The sequence below is a fragment of the Vibrio sp. 10N.286.49.E11 genome (genome assembly GCF_041469505.1).
Taxonomy (GTDB): domain Bacteria; phylum Pseudomonadota; class Gammaproteobacteria; order Enterobacterales; family Vibrionaceae; genus Vibrio; species Vibrio crassostreae_C.
In genome coordinates, this window is the sequence record NZ_JBFRKQ010000058.1 from 63899 (window position 1) to 79073 (window position 15175).

Genomic DNA, 15175 nt, shown 5'->3' on the forward strand with positions numbered 1-15175 from the left:
GCTTTAGCACGAGCGATAGCGGCAGTAACAGCATCTTTCTTGGCATCGCCGGATTTTTCAGCAGGAGCTTCAGCAGCAGATTCAGCTTGTTGAGCTTTCTTGGCTTTAGCACGAGCAATGGCCGCAGCGACAGCATCTTTCTTAGCATCGCCAGAGCTTTCAACAGGAGCATCCGAAGCAGATTCCGCTTGCTGTGCTTTCTTCGCTTTAGCGCGAGCAATCGCAGCAGCAACGGCGTCTTTCTTCGTATCGCCTGAGCTTTCTGCAGGAGTATCGGCTGCTGCTTGTTGTGCCTTGCGCTCTCTCGCTTGACGCTTGCGCTCTTCACGCAGTTTAGACATTTCAGAGTTGTCTGGTTCAGCGCCTTCCGCTTTTTGAGCTGCAGCTTGTTTCGCTTTTGCCTTCGCAATAGCGGCAGCAACCGCAGGTTTCACTGCTGGTTCTTCATTCGGAGCCTGATCCGCAGCGGCTTTTTGTGCTTTAACACGAGCAATCGCAGCAGCAATAGCATCATCACCGCCGGATGTTTTCATATCTTTACGGCGGTTATCTGCGGCTTTTTTAAAGCGGTTTTCACGTTCGGCTTTATCACGCTCCATACGAGCGTTCTTCTCTTCAAAACGAATCTTGGCGCGTTCTGCAGCAGCGGCTTCATCTTTTCGAGTTTTGATTTCAGCTTTTGCTTGGCGATAGTACTGAACAAGAGGGATTTCGCTTGGGCAGACAAATGCACATGCACCACATTCAATACAGTCTTTAATATTTAGCTCTTCACACTTATCCAACTCGTTGGCTTTGGCGTGCCATTGCAGTTGTTGAGGAAGTAGAGACGCAGGGCAAGCTTCAGCACATGCGCTGCAACGGATACATTCCATCTCGTAAGTGCTTGGTGAGATCTCACGACGCGTTGGCGCCAAAATACAGTTCGACGTTTTGGTGATTGGCACATTGGCATGCGGCAAGGTAAAGCCCATCATCGGGCCGCCCAAAATTAAACGCGGCAGTTTTTTATCTGCTTTGTAGCCAAACTCTTCAAGTAACTCATGTACTGGTGTGCCTAATAGCGCCCAAACGTTACGAGGTTGCTTAAAGGTTTTACCGGTTAATGTCACAACGCGGTTAACCACAGGTTCGCCGTCAATTACCGCTCGCTTAATCGAGTAAAGAGAGCCGACGTTCTGAACCAAAACACCAATGTCTGCAGGAATGCCGCCAGCTGGAACCTCTTTGTTGGTGAGGATCTTGATAAGTTGCTTCTCACCACCAGAAGGGTATTTGGTTGGGATAACGCGAATGACGATATCTTTGTCTTTCGCTGCAATCTCAAGTGCTTTTATCGCATCTGGTTTGTTGTCTTCAATGCCGATAACCGTCAGCTTTGGTTGAAGAATGTGTTCAACCACTTCGATGCCGTTTAATACTTCGTCGGCATGTTCTTGAAGCAACTTGTCATCAGAGGTGATGTAAGGTTCACATTCCGCAGCGTTGACGATCAAAATGTCGGTACGACCTAAGCCTGATTGAAGCTTCTTAGCCGTAGGGAAACCTGCGCCGCCCATGCCTGAAATACCAGCTTGGCGAATCACATCAAGCAGTTCGTCAGAAGTCTTTGTCGAAAAATCTTCAACTGGATTTTTTTCAATCCAAGTGTCTAGGCCATCAGGTTTAATAACCACGCATATTTCGCTCAAGCCTGAAGGGTGAGCGGTAGTTCGCGGTTCGATAGCGGTAATCACACCCGATGTTGGTGCGTGTACTGGCAAAGTAAAACCTGTGTCTAAGGCCGTAAGTTGCTGACCTTTTAACACAGTGTCGCCAGCAGCAACCAATAGGTTCCCCGGCTTACCGATGTGCTGTTTCACAGGAAGAACGATTTCTTCTGGAAGCCTTGCATGGACGATATCAGTAGTATTCGACTGTTTCTTGTTTTCAGCAGGGTGCACGCCACCAGGGAAGTTCCAAATAGAGCCCGTGCGAATTTGTTCAATTAAAGAGATCATACTAACCCTATGCTTTAGGCTCTGACGCAGTCGCATCAGTCGCTTGGTTAGTGATATCAGTAAAAGGGATGATGTTCATCTGCCATTTCCAATTTTCAGTCGTTGTTGCCACTGGAATCATTTCGATACAGTCAGTAGGGCACGGTGCGACACATAGATCACAACCTGTACATTCATCTTTGATTACTGTGTGCAGTGCCTTGGTGCCACCAACAATGGCGTCGACAGGGCAGGCTTGAATACACTTGGTGCAGCCGATACACATATCTTCATGAATGAAAGCAACGGTTTTTACTTTGTTATCTAAGTCATGAGCGGAGTCTTCAACTTCTACGCCCATTAAGTCTGCTAGCTTTTCAATGGTTGCTTGGCCGCCAGGAGGACATTTGTTGATCTTGTCTCCGTTAGCGATCGCCTCTGCGTATGGGCGACAACCTGGGTAGCCACATTGGCCACATTGAGTTTGCGGTAAAATGGTATCGATTTGATCAACGATAGGGTCGGCTTCTACTTTAAAACGGATAGAAGCAAAGCCCAAAATAGCGCCAAAAACAGCGGCTAAAACGGCTAGCGCAATGATCGCAATTAAAATGGTACTCATGCTTATTTCACCAACCCAGTAAAGCCCATAAATGCCAGAGACATTAGGCCTGCTGTGATCATCGCAATTGATGCGCCTTTGAATGGCATTGGAACATCAGCAACCGCAATACGCTCACGCATCGCAGCAAATAGGATCAGAACAAGAGAGAAACCTACCGCTGCGCCGAAACCATAGATGATCGACTGAATGAAGTTGTGGTTTTCATTGATGTTCAGAAGTGCCACACCTAATACCGCACAGTTGGTGGTGATAAGAGGCAGAAAGATACCCAGCAGGCGATAAAGAGTCGGGCTGGTTTTGTGAACGACCATTTCCGTAAATTGAACAACCACCGCGATAACCAAGATGAAACTCATGGTACGCAGGTATTCAATACCCAGAGGGGTAAGGATGTAGGTTTCTACTAGGTATGCAGAGACCGACGCTAACGTTAGAACGAAAGTCGTCGCGAGGCCCATGCCAATCGCAGTCTCCAGTTTCTTGGAGACTCCCATAAATGGACATAGTCCTAAAAACTTCACTAGCACAAAGTTATTGACCAGCACTGTGCCAACCAACAACAAAAGGTATTCGGTCATAATGGATTAATTCTTGAGATTCCGATCCCGATATTATCCTGCTTTGCTCACCTAATAACAACCAAGGATCACTAGGGATTTAGACACTTGGTGAAAAAATCAACGGGTAACCGTTTGATTAAGATGGATCAGGTTAAGTATAGGTGGGTATTTGCGGGGAATGAAAAATAAGATTAACTCAATGATAACTCATCGAATCAATCCTATTTTCTTTGTTGTAAAAAGTGTCGAGGAACGAAATGACTTAGTCTTTATGAACCTGAGCTTTCTCAATTAATGTTTCGAACAGAGGCTCTGCGCACCAAAATTGGCATAAATAGCTTATGTTCCGTGTGTTCTTTTGGCTCGTCACTTGCGAGTTGCAGAGAGAGCTTAACCGCTTGATTAGCCATGACTTGAATTGGGTAACGAATGGTGGTCAATCGAGGGTAGATGAAGCGAGCAATGTGGCCGTCATCAAACCCAATAACTGATATATCTTCTGGAATACGAACGCCATTTTCTTGTAATAACGCCAAACAGCCTGCTGCCATGTAGTCGTTATACGTTGCAATGGCTGTGATATCTGTGTTTTTTGCCATTAAGTTAACCATGGCTTGCTCACCGCCTAGCTCGTCAGGTTCACCATATTCGATGTACTCATCGTTCGATTCAATACCGTGATCTTTCAATGCATCCAAATAGCCACCTAAGCGGTCGTGAGCATCTTCAATATCGTGACTCGAGCAGATGTAGCCAATGTGCTTGTGGCCGTTTTTAATCAAATACTCAGTCGCGATGTAAGAGCCGCGGCGGTTGTCGAGAGCAATACAGCGGTGTTCGATATCGGGAACAATTCGGTTGATGAGAACTAAGCCGGGCACTTCATTGGCTAGCTTAACCAATTCTTCGTCGCTAATGCCTTTGCTATGAACCACGAGTGATTCGCAGCGGCTGTTGATCAGCAAGTTAATCGCATTACGCTCTTTGGTCGCGTCATGGTAGCCGCTGCCAATCAGTAGCTGCTTTTCTTGCTCACTTGCCACGGTATCAATGGCTTTGATCATCGAGCCGAAGAACGGGGCAGAAACATCATTAACCAGTACACCAATCGCGTTTGAAGATTTGCTGACCAATGCACGGGCGTTGGCATTTGGGCGATAGCCGAGTTTTTCCATAGCGGCTTTTACCGCCGCAATTGCGGTTTCACTGGTGTGAGGTGCATTGTTGATTACTCGAGAGGTGGTCGCGATTGATACGCCTGCTTCCTTCGCAACATCTTTAATGGTAGCCATTCCGCTCTCTTATTCTGAATATAATGCTGTGTGCTGGTGGTTGGACATTTAACAACGGATAGTTAGGCAATTCAAATATTAAACATCAAATATGACGAGGTTTGATGGTTTATTTTTGATTGGCTGACTAGTTTGAAAATAAAAAGCCAAGCTCTAGATTTGAGCTTGGCTTTTGAGTCACATTGGCGTGTGGACTGCTGTCGTGTGAGCTGTTGTCGCGTGAAGTAAGGTAATCACAGGTAACCCAAAGTAATAGGGGAACCAAGTGGCTTAGAGCAAGCCGCTTGGTCCGAATCTACTTACGATGCGCTTGTTAGCGTAACCTGATAACGATATTGATTGTCGGTGAGTTGAAACTCTTGGTGAACACTTGGACTCCAAGAATCATCACCACCAACACCCATATGTTGGTGATCTACGCGTACATAGATTTTCTCTTCACGAGTCAGGTCATTGGTATGCTTAGCATCCGTTAATTGTTGCTGGCTGTACTGACTCACACTGAATGAAAAATCGCCTTCGATCCCGATATTTCCTACATTCAAGTTTTTGGTTCCGCAACGTAACCCGCTATCGGTTGGGAATATATACGGCGTATGCATCTGATCCAGTGTCTGTTTGTGTAAACCGAATCGAGCAGCAGCCAAACGGTCTGGATAGTTTTCAAAAGGACCTAATCCCAGCCACGATACTGGAGTTTCATTGGCAGTTTCGAGTGGTAAAGGTAGCTCCATCTCAAGACCAATGCGTGGCATCGGTGGTAAGTGATCGGCTAAGTTGACATCAACCGCGATATTCATTTCGCCTAGGTTATTTAAGGTGTATTGCCATTTGGTAATCGCTTGTATTTGGCCATTAAATTGGTAGGCGAATACTGACGCCACTTGTACTGAGTCTGCGAGCGCTTGCACGACACAACTTGTACACTGACGCTCCCATTGACCAATGCCTGCAAGTTCCCAGCGACAAGCCCATGCATTTGGGTCGATGTTGTCTATCTCACTGATACCAATGTCGTTATCAAGTGGCGCGCGATAGAAGTTATCGACAGGTGCCTTGATAACTTGCGGTTGCCCATCAACGATCCAGTGGGTCAACAATCCACTCTCTGTATTCCATTGCCATTGATGTGTTTCATCTAGGCTAGACACGACCACTTTATTGTCTTGCTGATGTAACTGGGGAGCCAAAGCATTTGCCGTGATCGGGAGTTGCAAGCCAGCATGGTTACGTAAAGCAAATTGCTCCGTCGCACAAACATGGCCTTCTTCTGCCCACTTGGTTGAATGAGTCAGAGTAATATCGGTGTTGAGATGATATTCGGCTTGTGCTTTTGGTGTGAAAGCGAGGTCAATTACCAGCTCTTGTTTACTATCTTCAGCAACGGATAAGACTTGTTGCCCTGATTGAATCACGATGCCATTTTCGAGCAATTGCCAGCGTAAGATTTCATTGTCAGTCGCTCGGAACAGGTTTTCATTGGTTACCGTTAGGCGGCATTGCTCTTCAGTTTGCTCTGCTAACGTCACATTGATCATTCTCTGGCAGTATTTCGCCTCTTCCAAGGTCGGGTGTACGCTGCGATCTGGGAAGATCAAACCGTTGATGCAGAACTGACGGTCGTTGATGACATCGCCAAAGTCTCCACCGTAGGCCCAGAAGTGTTCACCGTTTTCATCCCATTGGCTTAGTCCTTGGTCAACCCAATCCCAGATGAAACCGCCTTGTAGGCGAGGATATTCTCGGAATGCATCCCAGTAATCATTAAAGCTACCCAAACTGTTACCCATTGCGTGTGCGTATTCACAAAGAATAAGCGGGCGTTGCTCGTTAGGCAGAGAAACCCATTTCTTGATAGACCATTTTGGAACGGCATCGTCTTCGATAGTGCTGTTAACGCGTGCGTACATTGGCGCAATGATATCGGTCGCTGTGGTATTTGAACCACCGCCTTCATACTGTACCGGGCGAGAAGGATCGTACTGTTTCGACCAAGCATACATCGCATTGTGGCTGCTGCCGTGCCCTGACTCGTTGCCCAAAGACCAGATGATGATAGAAGGGTGGTTCTTATCACGCATGACCATTTGCGTATAGCGACTCATATAAGCGTGTGCCCATTGCGGATCCGCAGACAAGCGATTCATAGGCTGCATGCCATGGGTCTCGATGTTCGCTTCATCACACACATATAAACCGTATTCGTCACACAGCTCGTACCATCGTGGGTGGTTAGGGTAGTGAGCGGTGCGCACAGCATTGAAGTTGTACTGCTTCATTAGACAGATATCGCGGATCATGTCTTCTTCTGTCATCACATGCCCCAACTCTGGGTGATGCTCATGACGGTTGACGCCGCGAATCAATAGCGGTTTGCCGTTTAGCTTTAGCTGACCGTCTGTCATTTCGACTTTACGGAATCCAACTTGATAAGCTTCACTTTCTATGTGGTTACCTTGCCTATCAAGCAATGACACGACAATTCGGTAAAGGTTAGGAACTTCTGCGCTCCATTTCTTCGGATCTCGAACATGAAGAGTTTGGAATACCACATCATCGTAGGTGCCACGCTCGTCAATTCGTCGATTATGAGGGCGATCGATAAGCGGTTCAGTCACCGCGTTTTCACCGTCAAACAGTTGAACCTGAACTTGGTAAGTGTCTGGTGCCGTAATTTTGGTGACAATAGACAGTGAACCATCGCGATAGCATGCGTCTAAGTCCGGTGTAACGAACACATCTTCAATGCACTGCTTTGGTTTAGCTAGTAAGGTCACATCACGGAAAATACCGCTTAGCCACCACATATCTTGGTCTTCTAAATAGCTACCATCACACCAACGTATCACCATGACAGAAAGCGTATTGTCGCCAACAGTTAGATACTGAGTTAAGTCGAACTCGGCAGGTAAGCGGCTATCTTGGCTGTAACCAACCCAATTGCCATTACACCAAAGATGAAAAGCGGAATTGACGCCATCAAAGATAATACGTTGGGTGTTCTTTAGGTCATTTTTAGTCAACGTAATTTGAGTGCGGTAACAACCGGTTGGGTTTTCTGCCGGTACAAACGGTGGGTTCACTTCAAATGGGTATTTTACGTTGGCGTAGATAGGTTTATCGTAGCCTTGCATTTGCCAGTTCGATGGTACGGTAATCTCGTCCCATTGTGAGTCATTGAAACTTGTTTCGATAAATTCACCGTCAACTTGTTCAGGTGCATCAAAGTATTTGAACTTCCATTGTCCATTAAGAGATTTACGTTGTGACTCAATGCCGTCTCGAGCGTGCTTAAGGTTGCGGTAGCTTGATAATGGGCTGTGCGCATTAAGGCAGTGGATATTCACAGACTGTGGGTTTTCCCAATCGCGTCTTTGGATGATGTTTGAAAATGCCTTCATGGTATTCCTACTCTTAAAGTGTTCAATATTGGTAATAATTCTATTAAGTCATCGGTCTTTTAAGCCGTGATGACCGTTATCAAATCGTTGGTTATGCGTATTGTTCTGTTGGCTTATTCAGCTATTCAGCGAGCTGTTTTAATAAATAATCTTTTGCTTCGGGTATGCCCTGTTCGGCCGCTTGATTAGCAATAAATGCAGCTTGTTTGATGTCATTGTTGTTTAGGGCTTGGTCAATGTCTTTTTGGATATTCAGCCATTGCGCCTTTTGATTGGTTTCAATTGTCTGATTTGATGGTTGAGAAACTTGCTTTGAACCTAAGGTTTCGGGTTCATTGTCGGATGAAACACCAAGCTCAGCCAATAGAGTCAAAACCGCACTGTTTGTTGATTTGCTCGCCGTAACATCAATGACACCTACGTTGCTCAACGTCGCAGTCAACGGCAGTTGCTTATTGCCAATAATCTGCTGAGATTCTGAATACAGATCTTCAGGATGAATTCGATTGATGGCGCTATCTAACTTAGTGCTATCGGCGCTGACCACAATAAATTGCGCGTTGTCTCGTTGAGGTTCGAGTGCAATTGATGCTTCAATTCTTTCTAACCCTTGCATCGCTGTCGGGTAGTAAGTGAAGTCGTTAGTACTGTATTGACCAAGCAGTCGCCATTGTTTGTCAAAGACATAAATAGACGGTGCGAATAGCGCATCATTTTTAATGTATGAACGAATGAGCAAGGACAGCGATTCTGTCGTGTCACTGATTTGGTACGCGATGGTCGGAAAGCGTTGGCTATCCGCTTGTGTATTGTCATTTAACAATGAAGAGGAAAGGGTCGGTAAATCACCGTCCATGATGACTTGCTGGTGGAATGGAATAGATAATTGAGTGATAGGTAGCGCGCTGAGTTGAGAACAACATGCACTGCTATTGAAATCAGTATTGAGTTCTTGTTCTGGTATCCCGCTGCATGCGCTTACAGTTAATGCCGCGACAATGACTACCAATGATTTTAATTTCATCTGATTACTACCTTTGTAAAGGGGGGAACCATTGGCTTCCCCATTAAATTTGCTATTCCAGTTTCAAGCGCCAACTCAATGGTTGAATTGACGCTTTGTTTCTGTGTTTACCACCAAGTTTCTACGTTGAAACCAAAGGTAATCTCGTCAACAGTCTCGGCATTGATGCTTGTTGCCGTTCCATAAGTCTCGTTACCACGGTCCCATTCGTTGTTGGATTCAGAGTACGTCGCAAAAATACGAATAGATGGACGAGCCCATACCCCTTTTCCAGCTTGGAACATTTGAGCCACGGTCACTTTATACATATCGTTGGTGCCCGAGCCGTTTTGAGCTTCTACCGTTTCGTAACCCACCTCTAATGCTGTCGACATGTAATCTGTCCAAGCATATTGAGGACGAGCTCCGACACTGAACCACTTCTCACCATCGTTGTTATCTAGGTTTTTGTCTTGATAAGCGATGGAGTACATCACTTGAACATCTTCACTGATATTCAAGTCACCGTGGTTAAATAGGCGCCAGCTAGAACCATCGTGTTCCACACCCGTGCTGTATTTTCTGTTTGATCCACCTTCAGCACTCATTAATCCACCTGCCAACGCATCGGTACCATATTGGAAGGCCAAGGTGTTTGAACCGTAGTTCCAAGCTTGACGGTAAAGAGCAGAGAGCATTGCGCCAGAAGTAGTAATGTCTTTATCGTCGTAGCTTGAGTTCTGCGTGGTTACGTAGTTTAGGCCGAGTGTTAGGTCTGCTGTTTCACTTAGCTCAATGCCACTTAAGCGGGCATCGATGCTATGAAGGCTGCGTCCATCGTCACTTGAAGAGTTTGGTGCCATCCAAGCTAAGTGAGCATCAGCAAAGCCGAGATCCCAATCTTCAATACCAAGACCGGTGCTGGATGTATCCCAGTACTTCACATCTATCATGTGGACTTCGTGGCGACGGTAAAAACGTTCACCTGCCCAAATTTTTGCGTTGGGTTGGCCGTCGATAAGCCCATGGCCTGCTGACCAAAGCTGAATCGTACTCACGTCTCCCCAGCTATCTCCACTGCCTAGATAAATCGTGGTGTCAAAATAGGCGTCATTGTCACGCCATACATCGGCTTTCACTCCCGCTTCCCACCAATTTAGTTCATTACCTAAACGGTAGTTACCGTAACCTTGGCCCGCTCGAATAACGTCGTTGCGTTCTCCTTTGCCGTCGTTATGTTGGTCATTATCGGTGTAGATGTTGCCCCATTTTGCATAACCAAAATACGTTACGTTCTCCACTGCAGCGAAGCTGACTAATGGGGCGAGGGACAGAGTGAATCCTAATGCTTTGACTAGCATTTTTTGTTTCATGAAGTGTCTCCATTATTTTTTATTTATGGATATTTTTATGTTTGAGTCCTAACTCGAGCGAGAGTGTAAATAAACTCTGGAAACGTTTTCATGATGAAGTTGGCATTTTTATGCTATTGATGGGTTTGTGATTATTTTGTGTGATTTTGATCTGATTATTGGGCTTGTATAGGTGTTTTTACGCTAGGTTTTGTGATTTTAAAGTGGAATCGTTTTCTTTACTCAGTGCTATGTGGTGGTTTAGAGGGAGTGATTATGCTGTTGGTTGTCTTGGAATTTGAGGTGAAGCGGGTTTGAGGTACTTTGAGTGTCGGGTTGTTCGAGGGCTTTGAGGAAAAGCAGCCCAGTTAATGATAACTGGGCTCGTGAGACAAGGAAGTAAGTATCAAAGCAAATGCAGCAGCAAGGCTACAAGCATCGTGTTCTGTACCGTCAAGCTGGAATGTAAAAGTTAGGACCCAGAGAGACACTTCATAGATGTACTCGAAGATCTAAGAATACGAGTGTGATGTGATCAGTTCAAGAGGAAATGTATTTTAGCCTATGTGTTAATGGGAACTTTGATTTAATATACTGAATTTAAAAGATTAAATTGCCATTAATTATCGTTTTATATTGCTTTATTTAGAGTGGAAAGTTCAATTCTACCTAGAGGTAGGCAATATGAGATGGAATGGTGGTCAATCTAAATCTTTGAATTAGGAGCTATTTACCAAAGTTATCAGTCTTGAATATTTACTGGAAACGTTTTCATGATTTCGAGTTTGATCACAGAAACTCTGGGCTTAATAATTATGATACGGGGTAATTAAACGCGTTAAGGTTAAAAAAATGACGAATAAATCCCTAATTGATATTACCGGTCAACACTCGCAACTGATTGTAGAACTTGGCGATTTTGCCGAAATTCTTCATTGGGGAGCTCCCGTTCGTGGTGATTTAGCTAGCTTCCGTGTTTCTCTTGAAAGACCGGTTCCATACGGCCGCCTTGATAATGATGTTGCTATGTCTCTGAGCCCAGAGCTCGGGCGCGGTGTTTTCAGCAGTCCGGCATTAGAAGGGCACCGAGACGGATTGGACTGGGCGCCTGTTTTCTCTATTACGGATGTTCAACAAACACCATCTAGCCTAATCATTGAGAGTGAAGATATACGTGCAGGCTTACGTTTAACAACCGAGTTATGCCTCGATAAACATGATGTTGTGAAATCTCGTCACACCTTAACCAACGTTAAAGCCGGCCTTTATCAGGTGAACCGTCTCGCCAATACTTTGCCATTACCAGCAAGAGCTAATGAGTTGATGACGTACTACGGCCGCTGGGTACATGAGTTCCAAACGGTGCGTCAACCCTTACAGCAAGGGGGCTATCAGCAAGAAAATCGTCGCGGAAGAACGTCTCATGAACATTATCCAGCGATGGTTGTCGGTACCGCTAACTTTAATGAAATGGCAGGTGATGTGTGGGGGATTCACTTCGCTTGGAGTGGTAACCACAGACTGCGCGCGGATGTAAAAGCAGACGGTCGTCGCTACGTGCAAGCGGAAGTTATTTATCTACCGGGTGAGATTACATTGGATGAAGGTGAAAGCTTAACGACACCTTGGTTATATGCCAGTTTCAGTTCGGAAGGCTTAAATGGAATGAGCCATCAGTTCCACTCCCATGTGCGTTGTTCCATCTTGCCGGAGTCTTTCGCACAAAAGCCTCGACCTATCCATCTTAATACTTGGGAAGGCATCTATTTTGACCATGATCCTGATTATATTATGTCGATGGCTAGCCAAGCCGCGGATATGGGAGTAGAGCGTTTTATCATTGACGATGGCTGGTTCAAAGGGCGCTGCGGAGACAAGGCTGCGCTAGGGGATTGGTTCTTAGATGAAGAAAAATACCCAAATGGTTTAGATCCGATAGTTGAGCACGTTAATCAGTTGGGTATGGAGTTTGGATTGTGGTTCGAACCTGAGATGATCAATAAGGATTCTGACTTATACCGAGCCCATCCAGACTGGTTGCTTGCGGTTGACGGCTATGACCAACCAACGGGTCGTAATCAATATGTTATCGATCTTCAGAATCAACAAGCATTCGACTTTTTGTTTGAGCGTCTTGACCACTTCTTAAGTCAGTACAACATTGCTTACATTAAGTGGGATATGAACCGAGAAGTTGTACAACCTGCGCATCTAGGCAGGGCTGCGGCTCATCAACAAACCGCTCGTTATTATGAGTTGGTCGATAAAGTCCGAGAGAAGCACCCAATGGTTGATATTGAATCGTGTGCGGCTGGTGGTGGTCGTATCGATTTTGAGGTTCTTAAGCGTACGCAACGTTTTTGGGCGTCTGATAACAATGACGCGCTGGAAAGACAAACGATTCAGCGTGGGATGAGTTACTTCTTCCCCCCTGAGGTAATGGGAAGCCATATTGGTGCGAGCCACTGCCACAGCACTCGTCGTCGTCATAGTATTGAGTTTCGTGGTCTAACAGCACTGTTTGGTCATATGGGGATTGAATTAGATCCTGTGAAAGAAGTGCAAGAAGAGAAGCAGGGCTTTGAACACTACATCAAGCTACATAAGATGCTGCGCCCGTTACTGCATAGCGGGAGAACTTGGCGAGTTCCAACGGACGATAGTGCCCATCAAATCCATGCGGTCGTCTCCGAAGATGTGTCAGAAGCTGTGGTGATGATTGCACAGCTTGCGATGCCAACCAATTCATTGAGTGGTCATTTGCGTATACCTGGGCTAGATCCACAAAGTTTATACAAGGTATCTGTGATTGATAAACCGTCAAATTACGATGATATTGTGAATTATCAACCGCCATGGACAGAGTCTTGCTGTGAATTATCAGGTGCTTGGTGTGCCGAGGTGGGGCTGACGATGCCAATACTTGACGCAGAAACAGCGATGCTGATTAAGTTTGAACGTATCGAGTAAGTTTTAGCATAGGCTTTATATTTGATGAACCGCGTAGGTGAAATTACGCGGTTTTTTATTGCCTTTAATAAGCCGTCATGAACTATCAAATCAATTTGATGTGCCCGTATAGATTGGAGAACTGTAGGTATTCCCAGCGTGATACTGTACTTATGTAATCGTTCTCATGCGTTACTTCACACAATGAACTGTTTTGAGCACTTTAATTAGCGATATTCTCTATCAATTCGAGGGTTTTATTGTTCGATCTCTCACTTTGGACATTTGACTGAAAACGTTTCCATGGAGTGGTTGTTGATCACAGTATCTGTTCGTTGGAATGGTTACATTAGCATCGGACTTGATACTTGAGTGTTTTAAGAAGCGACCACAGAGTGGCTCTAAAACAGAACTTGAGTGGATAAATTATTATAAATAAAAGGTAAGCGTTTCAACGTCTGTTAGGAGATGAAGTTACGCGCCTGAAGGAAATACTATGTCTGATCAAATTACTCTACAAACCAAATTATCGTATGGACTTGGGGCTTTAGGTAAAGACTTTGCCTGTGCTCCAATCTACATCTTCTTAATGTTTTACTTCACCGATGTTGCTGGGCTGTCAGCGGCATTTGTGGGTACTATCTTTTTGGCCGCGCGCATTGTCGACGCGGTGACCGACCCAATGATGGGCGTTATCGTTGATAACACACGCTCTAAGTTTGGTAAATTCCGTCCTTGGATAGTGATTGGAACCCTGTTAAATGCTGTAGTGCTTGTTGGTCTTTTTAGTACGCATATGTTTGAAGGCACTACGTTATACATTTATGCAGCGGCTGCTTATATTCTGTGGGGCCTTACGTACACTATTATGGACATTCCATATTGGTCTTTGATTCCTGCACTATCGAGCTCTCGTCAAGAACGTGAAAAGCTGGTTGTTTGGCCACGATTATTTGCTAGCTTGGCGTGGTTTATTACGGGTACTTACGGGCTACATATTGTCGGTAAACTGGGTGACGGCGACCAAGGACAAGGTTTCTTCAACGTTGCTATGTTGATTGCTGTGCTGTTCGTGATGAGTGCATTCTTGATTGCTCGCAACGTAAAAGAAAAATCGGCACCAGCAAATGCGAAACCAGCTGAGCGTTTCAGCTTTAAAGATGTAATGGTTATCATTGGTAAGAATGACCAACTAAAAGCACTTATTGGTACCGTATTGTCGTTCCAAATAGCAAACTTGTTGGTGGGTGGTTTTGCGATTTACTACTTCTCTTACGCTTTAGGCAACGCTGACTTGTTCCCCGTTTATATGATGGTGGCAGGTATCGCTGAAGTTGCAGGCGTATTCTTGTTCCCTCGTATTGCATCAGTGTTACCACGCAAACACCTATGGGTTATCGCTTGTGGCTTCCCAGTGCTGTCTTGTACCACTCTACTTATCATGGGCTTTATCGCTCCAGGTAACGCGATTCTAATCGGTATCGCAGGTGCTGCTATCAAGTTTGGTGTGGGTATCGCTAACGCACTGCAAACTGTAATGCTTGCCGATGTTGTTGATTACGGTGAACACAAAACGGGTCGTCGCAGTGAGAGTGTTATCTTCTCTGTTCAAACGATGCTTGTTAAGTTTGCAGGCGCGGCTGGTGGTTTTATTGTTGGTATGGGCTTGTCTGTGGTGGGTTATGTACCAAACGTGGAACAGTCTGACAGCACTATCATGGGACTGCAGTTTATGATGGTAGGTTTACCAGCGATTCTAATGACGGTAAGTGCTCTTGTTTATAAGCGCTACTACCACCTGCATGAAGGATTTGATCAAGACCAAGCCGGTAAAGAGACTCAGACAAATGTTGTTACAGCAGAAGCATAACCGCTAAACGACGTCTAATCTAGAATAAAGCTCAGTTTAGTCACTAAGCCCAAACGCCTCCTTGTGAGGCGTTTTTTTATGGATGTGAGTTAATCAAAGCTGTGCCTGTAGGGCTTTTGTTTCGACTAAAACGCAAAAAGCCGC

The 15175-nt window shown here is 45.3% G+C and carries 9 protein-coding genes; 2 read left to right on the forward strand and 7 right to left on the reverse strand.

Annotated features, from left to right (window positions below; all coding sequences use genetic code 11):
- The 7 genes from rsxC to AB4167_RS14325 all read right to left on the reverse strand — a co-directional run.
- On the reverse strand, positions 1-2000 hold a 2000-nt coding region (gene rsxC / locus AB4167_RS14295; protein ID WP_372136685.1), incomplete at its 3' end, for an electron transport complex subunit RsxC.
- A 7-nt stretch (positions 2001-2007) separates the two neighbouring features.
- Entirely contained in the window at positions 2008-2601 is a 594-nt protein-coding gene (gene rsxB / locus AB4167_RS14300; RefSeq protein ID WP_102398539.1) for an electron transport complex subunit RsxB, read from the reverse strand.
- A gap of 2 nt (positions 2602-2603) precedes the next feature.
- Positions 2604-3182 carry an electron transport complex subunit RsxA gene (rsxA, locus tag AB4167_RS14305; protein WP_004734039.1) on the reverse strand — a complete coding sequence of 193 codons (579 nt, stop codon included), beginning with the start codon at positions 3180-3182 and terminating at the stop codon, positions 2604-2606.
- Between the two features lie 269 nt (positions 3183-3451).
- Entirely contained in the window at positions 3452-4456 is a 1005-nt protein-coding gene (locus AB4167_RS14310; protein WP_136973536.1) for a substrate-binding domain-containing protein, read from the reverse strand.
- Positions 4457-4755: 299 nt separating this feature from the next.
- The gene (locus AB4167_RS14315) at positions 4756-7857 is read right to left on the reverse strand and encodes a beta-galactosidase (protein WP_372136686.1); all 3102 of its coding nucleotides are present in this window, start codon (positions 7855-7857) and stop codon (positions 4756-4758) included.
- A gap of 121 nt (positions 7858-7978) precedes the next feature.
- Positions 7979-8881, reverse strand: coding sequence for a MalM family protein (locus tag AB4167_RS14320; RefSeq protein ID WP_136981690.1), 903 nt, complete (start codon positions 8879-8881; stop codon positions 7979-7981).
- Between the two features lie 107 nt (positions 8882-8988).
- Complete coding sequence (locus AB4167_RS14325; protein ID WP_136981691.1) at positions 8989-10233, reverse strand: carbohydrate porin; 1245 nt, start codon at positions 10231-10233, stop codon at positions 8989-8991.
- Positions 10234-11064: 831 nt separating this feature from the next.
- Here AB4167_RS14325 and AB4167_RS14330 point away from each other — a divergent pair.
- Positions 11065-13182, forward strand: a complete 2118-nt coding sequence (locus AB4167_RS14330; protein WP_102321133.1) for an alpha-galactosidase — start codon at positions 11065-11067, stop codon at positions 13180-13182.
- Between the two features lie 475 nt (positions 13183-13657).
- A complete protein-coding gene (gene melB / locus AB4167_RS14335) occupies positions 13658-15031 on the forward strand; it encodes a melibiose:sodium transporter MelB (RefSeq protein WP_102394332.1) in 1374 nt (457 codons plus the stop codon).
- Positions 15032-15175: the final 144 nt, after the last annotated feature.

Excerpts from the sequence above, each read along its gene's own strand:
- rsxB (WP_102398539.1), bottom strand. The coding sequence starts at position 2,601 with ATGAGTACCATTTTAATTGCGATCATTGCGCTAGCCGTTTTAGCCGCT.
- rsxA (WP_004734039.1), bottom strand. The coding sequence starts at position 3,182 with ATGACCGAATACCTTTTGTTGTTGGTTGGCACAGTGCTGGTCAATAAC.
- AB4167_RS14310 (WP_136973536.1), bottom strand. The coding sequence starts at position 4,456 with ATGGCTACCATTAAAGATGTTGCGAAGGAAGCAGGCGTATCAATCGCG.
- AB4167_RS14315 (WP_372136686.1), bottom strand. The coding sequence starts at position 7,857 with ATGAAGGCATTTTCAAACATCATCCAAAGACGCGATTGGGAAAACCCA.
- AB4167_RS14320 (WP_136981690.1), bottom strand. The coding sequence starts at position 8,881 with ATGAAATTAAAATCATTGGTAGTCATTGTCGCGGCATTAACTGTAAGC.
- AB4167_RS14325 (WP_136981691.1), bottom strand. The coding sequence starts at position 10,233 with ATGAAACAAAAAATGCTAGTCAAAGCATTAGGATTCACTCTGTCCCTC.
- AB4167_RS14330 (WP_102321133.1), top strand. The coding sequence starts at position 11,065 with ATGACGAATAAATCCCTAATTGATATTACCGGTCAACACTCGCAACTG.
- melB (WP_102394332.1), top strand. The coding sequence starts at position 13,658 with ATGTCTGATCAAATTACTCTACAAACCAAATTATCGTATGGACTTGGG.